This window comes from Acinetobacter sp. YH16042 (assembly GCF_013417245.1).
GTDB lineage: Bacteria > Pseudomonadota > Gammaproteobacteria > Pseudomonadales > Moraxellaceae > Acinetobacter > Acinetobacter amyesii.
The window spans coordinates 1-5,578 of the sequence record NZ_VPEJ01000048.1 but is presented as its reverse complement, the minus strand read 5'-3'; the positions used below and the strand labels follow the sequence as shown (position 1 = coordinate 5,578).

6 protein-coding genes and 3 pseudogenes are annotated in these 5,578 nt (G+C 62.2%); 2 read left to right on the top strand and 7 right to left on the bottom strand.

The annotated features are described in order from the left end of the window. The 7 genes and pseudogenes from FTV37_RS16250 to FTV37_RS18005 form a co-directional block, all read right to left on the bottom strand. A pseudogene (locus FTV37_RS16250) lies at positions 1–116 on the bottom strand (transposase); the annotation flags it as partial. Positions 117–164: 48 nt separating this feature from the next. After that, positions 165–1,016, bottom strand: a complete 852-nt coding sequence (gene repC / locus FTV37_RS16245; protein ID WP_010895881.1) for a replication protein C, IncQ-type — start codon at positions 1,014–1,016, stop codon at positions 165–167. Then, positions 1,003–1,842, bottom strand: a complete 840-nt coding sequence (locus tag FTV37_RS16240) for a helicase RepA family protein (RefSeq protein WP_172688719.1) — start codon at positions 1,840–1,842, stop codon at positions 1,003–1,005. The genes repC and FTV37_RS16240 overlap by 14 nt, the downstream gene beginning before the upstream one ends. Positions 1,843–1,907: 65 nt before the next feature. Then, the gene (locus tag FTV37_RS16235) at positions 1,908–2,144 is read right to left on the bottom strand and encodes a hypothetical protein (protein ID WP_010895879.1); all 237 of its coding nucleotides are present in this window, start codon (positions 2,142–2,144) and stop codon (positions 1,908–1,910) included. A 67-nt stretch (positions 2,145–2,211) separates the two neighbouring features. After that, positions 2,212–3,189, bottom strand: coding sequence for a DNA-primase RepB domain-containing protein (locus FTV37_RS18015; RefSeq protein ID WP_373682963.1), 978 nt, complete (start codon positions 3,187–3,189; stop codon positions 2,212–2,214). Next, positions 3,165–3,575, bottom strand: coding sequence for an IncQ-type mobilization protein MobB (locus FTV37_RS18010; protein ID WP_010895877.1), 411 nt, complete (start codon positions 3,573–3,575; stop codon positions 3,165–3,167). Before FTV37_RS18010 ends, FTV37_RS18015 begins: the two co-directional genes overlap by 25 nt. Before the next feature lie 106 nt (positions 3,576–3,681). Beyond that, positions 3,682–4,323, bottom strand: a pseudogene (locus FTV37_RS18005) (MobA/MobL family protein); the annotation flags it as partial. Between the two features lie 181 nt (positions 4,324–4,504). On the opposite strand from FTV37_RS18005, the gene FTV37_RS16225 reads away from it, so the two are divergent. Beyond that, positions 4,505–4,804 carry a hypothetical protein gene (locus tag FTV37_RS16225; RefSeq protein ID WP_010904468.1) on the top strand — a complete coding sequence of 100 codons (300 nt, stop codon included), beginning with the start codon at positions 4,505–4,507 and terminating at the stop codon, positions 4,802–4,804. Positions 4,805–5,263: 459 nt separating this feature from the next. Next, positions 5,264–5,578, top strand: a pseudogene (locus FTV37_RS18240) (plasmid recombination protein); the annotation flags it as partial.

The following is a 5,578-nucleotide window of genomic DNA, read 5'->3' as shown; positions in this document are numbered from 1 at the left end:
AAGCGGGTTAGGTTGACTCGGGGCTTCGGTACCAGGGCGGCCAGCCTTGCAATGAAATCCAATGGTTCGAAAATGACGTGCGTGGTGCCGTCCCGGTACGGCGTCTTGAGCTGGTAGCAATCTGACAGTGCGGAGGGGGAGGGGCGTGACTGTTAAACAGGGGGTCAGCCTGCCGCCTTGGGCCGGGTGATGTCGTACTTGCCCGCCGCGAACTCGGTTACCGTCCAGCCCAGCGCAACCAGCTCCGGCAACGCCTCGCGCACCCGCTGGCGGCGCTTGCGCATGGTCGAACCACTGGCCTCTGACGGCCAGACATAGCCGCACAGGGTATCTATGGCCGCCTTGCCGGTCTTGCCGGGGTCGATCCAGCCACACAGGCGCTGATGCAGCAGGCGGGCCGCTTCGCTGTCCAGCGCTCGCACCTCGTCCATGCTGATGCGCACATGCTGGCCACCACCCATGACGGCCTGAGCAATTAAGGGGTTCAGGGCCACGTACAGACGCCCGCCTGCCTCGTCGCTGGCGTACTCGGCAAGCAGCCGGAACCCCTGCCGCTTGCGGCCATTTTGGGCGATGATGGAGACTGTCCACAGGCGCTCAATGCACTCCCGGATTGCCTTGAACTGGCTGCCGCCATCCTCTGCATACCCGATTTCACGGGCCAGCGCCCGATAGCTGCCCTTAACCACCATGGCATCAGCGGTAACGGCCTCCCACTTGGGTTCCAAGAACAACCGGAGCTGCTGCCCGCCTTCGGTCTTGGGTTCTGGGCTAAGCACTAGGCCATTAGGCCCAGCCATTGCCACCAGCCCTTGCAGGATGCGCAGATCATCAGCACCCAGCGGCTCCGGCCCCTTGAACTCGATCCGCTTGCCGTCGCCGTAGTCATACGTCACGTCCAGCTTGCTGCGCTTGCGCTCGCCCCGCTTGAGGGCACGGAACAGGCCGGGAGCCAGACAGTGCGCCGGGTCGTGCCGGACGTGGCTGAGACTGTACTTGTTCTTAGGCTTCACCACGGCGCACCCCCTTGCTTTTGCGCTGCTTTTCCAGCACGGCGGGTTTGAGCACCCCGCCGTCATGCCGCCTGAACCAGCGGTCTTTGAACGGCACCCCATAGTTGGCCTTGCTGACACCAAAGCGGACGAAATAGGGCCGCTGTGAGTCGTCCACGCCCCATTCCTCGGCCTCGGCGGCCGTCATGCCGGACAGGTAGGACTGCCAGCGGATGTTATCCACCAGCACGGACGATCCCCGGCTGGCCTGCTGCTGGTCGCCTGCGCCCATCATGGCCGCGCCCTTGCTGGCATGGTGCAGGAACACGATAGAACACCCGGTATCGGCGGCGATGGCCTCCATGCGGCCAATCACCTGCGCCATGGGGCCACTGGCGTTCTCTTCCTCGATATGGAACCGACGCAGCGTATCCAACACCATCAGGCGGCGGCCCTCGGCGGCGCGCTTGAGGCCGTCGAACCACTCCGGGGCCATGATATTGGGCAGGCTGCCGATCAGCGGCTGGATTAGCAGACCGTCAGCCACGACTTGCCGTTGCTCGTCGGTCAGGTGCGCCCCCAATGCGTGCAGGCGGTGATGTATAGCGGTGGGCGGGTCTTCGGCGGGCAAGTAGATCACCGGGCCGGTGGGCAGCTCTCCCACGTCCAGCAGGTCGGGGCCGCCTGCGATCTGTGCGGCCAGCTGTAGAACCAGCATGGACTTGCCGGCCCCACCGGGGGACACCAGCGCCCCCACGGTACCGGCCACCATGTTGGGCAGTACGTAGTCAATCGGCGGCGGTAACTCTGTGAAGCTCGCCAGAATATCGATAGGCTTATGAGTAGCCATTGGTTTGCCTCCTTTGCAGGCGGTTGATGGTCAGGCGCTGGCGGGGCATCCCCGCCATGCGCCGCCTAGTCAGTGATAACACGCCACTCTCGCAGCCCAATTTCTCGCACGACCTTGGCCGCCGCATCCAGTGTCTTGAACTGCCGCACATCACCTCTGGCGGTGTGTAAGGTAGGTTGTGCGCTGCCAATGTTGCCGCTCAGCTCGATAGTCCACCCGTTATGCAGAACACTTGACGATCTCACCACGGCACCCTGAATCAATCCAAGCCCAAAATACTCTTTTGCCTTTCCTATATCCATTTTTTAATCCTACTATAAAGTCAAATTGTTTTGACAATATAGCAGTTTTGTTTTATCAAAACAAGCATTACATGCTTAAATCTGGCCCCTTGCTGCGCTGCTTCTGGGTCTGCTTCGCCAGCTCGGCGCGGGCCTCCTGCACCTGCGGAAGCTCCATCACCTTCTGCACCGTACGCTTGATGTAATCGGCCTCATGGCCCGCCTTGCGCTCCATGATAGCGGGGCTAGCCTCGGCCATGGCCTTGCTGATCTCGTCCGGCTCCCGGCCCTTGCTGGCCAGCTTCATGGCCGCGATGAAGTCGCACTTGCTGAGGTCATCACCGTACCGCTTGACCAGCCCGGCCATTTCGCTGCGGTAGTCGTCCACGACGCTGCGGCGATACCGACGCACACTCTGCGGGGCGGTGATCTCGGCCAGTCGTGCCGTCCGTTCCTGTCGGCGCTCGATGCTGTCCAACACCTGCCCGGCCTGCTGCATCAGCTCCGGCCCTGCGGTGGCACTCTTGCCGCTGGACTCCCGGCACAGCACCCACGGCTGATAGCCGGTGCGGCTGGTGTACTTGTCCTTGCGGTTGGTAAAGCCTGCCAGACGGCCATAGTGACGGCTGTCGGCGCTTGCCGGGTCGGCGTCATACTCCCGGGCCAGCTTCCGGGCGATTACGCCCCTATGATCTGCTGGGGCATCCTGAGCCACCTTCACCCATGCCTGATAATTCTTGAGGCTGGTCTCGATGATGGCGGCAGGCTCCCGGCCCTCCTGCTTCATGGCGTCCAGATCGTCGCTGCTGAGGTCGTCAACTAGCACCAGACCATGCCGGGCCTGCTCGGCGGGGCGAATGTAAATATCGTTGCCCTGGGCATTCATGCGCTTGAGCCAGGCGGCGTTCTGCTGCACTTCCTGCGGTGTCCATTCCCGGTTCATCATCTTGCCGCTGGCGGCATCCCGTATGCCGATGTCGTACCGGTCGCAGCCCATGGCCTTGAGCTGCCGGGCGATGGCTTGCGCGGTGCGGTCACCTTTCACTTGAGCTTGAAAATCAGCCATATGCTCCCCTGTTGCTCGATGATTTGCGGCTCCAGCCAAAGCCATGATGCGATCAGCAGCGCCAGAATAGGCATCACGGAAGCGATCAAGACCCCGGCCCACAACCTCCATGTCCAGCCACGGGCGGCGCTCCGGGCCGTCTGGCCGGCCTTGGCCAGTTCCCCTGCGGCTGCCCTCATGTCCTTTGCTGCCTGCCGCCATGCGCTCATGGCTTGCTGTTGCTGGCTCGTCCAGCTCGCGGCCTGCTCCTCGCTGGCCTGCTGTACCTCGGCGATCCGCTGCCGGGCTTCGTCCGCCAGTGTCGCCATGCTCTGGGCCAGCGGCTCTATCTCTGCCGCTAACTCGTTGATCCCTCTGGATTTCCTCACTCTGTCTATCGCGCTCATGCTCGATAACCTCCCGGTATTCTTGTAAGTCGATGATCTGGCCGTTGGCCGTGTCGATGGCTAGGGCGATATCGGCCCTCTCGGTGCGGATGCCCCGGCTCTCCATCTCCACCACGTTAGGGCCAAGATGGATGCCCGGCAAGCGCTCAATGCCCTGCGCCTCAAGGGTGCGATGGTCAATGCGGGCCTCGTGCCCGGCCTGTTCAAGGGCGCGGTTGGCGTAGTGGCTCCATGCCTCGCGGGTCTGCTCAAGCCATGCCTTGGGCTTCAGGCTCTCGGACTTCTGCGCCCCGCCCCGCTCTGGCTGTTTGCCGTTGTACCGCTTAAACCACTGGTCAGCCGGGCGCTCGATACCGTCGTTCTTCCGCTCGGAGATCATCAAGTGGCAATGGGGGTTCTCACCGTTACCGGCATGGATGGCCAGCGTATACGGCAGGCGCTCGCCCTCAGTCAGATGCCGGGCGAATTCGTCCACCAGCTCCCGCTGCTGATCTAGGGTCAGTTCGACCGGCAGGGCAAACTCAATCTCTTTGAATAAGCGACCGTTGGCCCGCTCGTACAGGTCGGCACCGTCCCAGTAGTCGGCGGGACGCTCGGCCCACTCGGGCAGGTGGCCGGACTGGGTGTGCAGCACCTCTTCACGGTCGCGGGAGTAACGGCCCTCCCGCTGGATGTAATCGGCTTTCGCCTTGGCCGATTGGCCGCCGTTCCGGCTGCCGGTCTTGGCCGTAAGGTGATAGATGGCCATAGGGGTTTAGCTCCATGCAATGGCCCTCGGAGAGCGCACAGCCCCGAAGGGGTGCCCCCAGGGCAGTTTCTTGAAGAGAAACCGGTAAGTGCGCCCTCCCGTAAAATGACGGTCGGGGTTTGCGGTGTCTGTGCTCCGATGATAGCATAATGACAAGCACATAACCAAGAGGATTATCAAAATGGCAAAAACAGCGGAACGGCTCGCCAAGCTGGAAGAACAACGGGCACGAATCAACGCCGAGATCCAACGGATCAGAGCACGGGAGCAGCAGCAAAAGCGCAAGGAAAACACCCGGCGCAAAGTGCTGGTAGGTGCATGGATACTCGGCAAAGTTGAAAACGGCGAGTGGCCAGAACAGCGCCTGCTCGATGGGTTGGACAGCTACCTAGAGCGCGACCATGATCGGGCACTGTTCGGACTTCCACCCAAGCAGAAACAGCAGCCACAGGAGCATGGTCAGCCGGAGCCGCAAGGATAGCCAAGCGCAAAGCGGTCAGAATGGCCCCTGAATGGCCCCTTCGGGGCTGCACACCGCCCCCACCCTTCGGGTAGGGAAAAGGCCGCTAAAGCGGCTAAAATCGCTCCAGCGTATTCCCGCGGGATTTGGTATGGGGTTTAGCGGGCTTTGCCCGCCTTTCCCCCTGCCGCGCAGCGGGTGGGGCCGGTGTGTAGCCTAGCGCAGCGGATAGAGAAGTTATCCGGCCTCTGGCCGGCATTTTAAGCAAGGGCAAACAGTGCCCCACTAGGGCGCTGTTAACCGCGCCTAGTGGATTATTCTTGGATAATCATGGATGGATTTTTCCAACACCCCACCAGCTCCCCCCCTTCCTGGGTTTGCAGGTTTAGGGGCGTGACAGTTACGCCGGGGGTTCGTGACAGTTACGCCGGGGGGGCGTGACAGTTACGCCGGGGGCGTGACAGTTGCGCCGGGGGACGGATGGCGTTTGCGATCATGAGGGCGAAGAAGCTCAACAGCATGGGCACGGTGGCGGCTGCGTTGCAGCACTGCTACCGCGACCGCGAGACGCCGAACGCCGATCAGGAGCGCACACCGGACAACGATCACCTGGCTGATACCAAGTGCCTTGGCCGCATGCCGAAAATTCAGATGCTCGGCGACGGCGATGAACTGAACAAGGGAAATGAGCGGTATCCTGCCAGACAGGATACCGACATTCACGAGGTTTCGATGGTTAGTGCGCCGCATCGGAGCGGGCCTGCTACCAGTCGTCGGTTAGACGACTGGCGACTT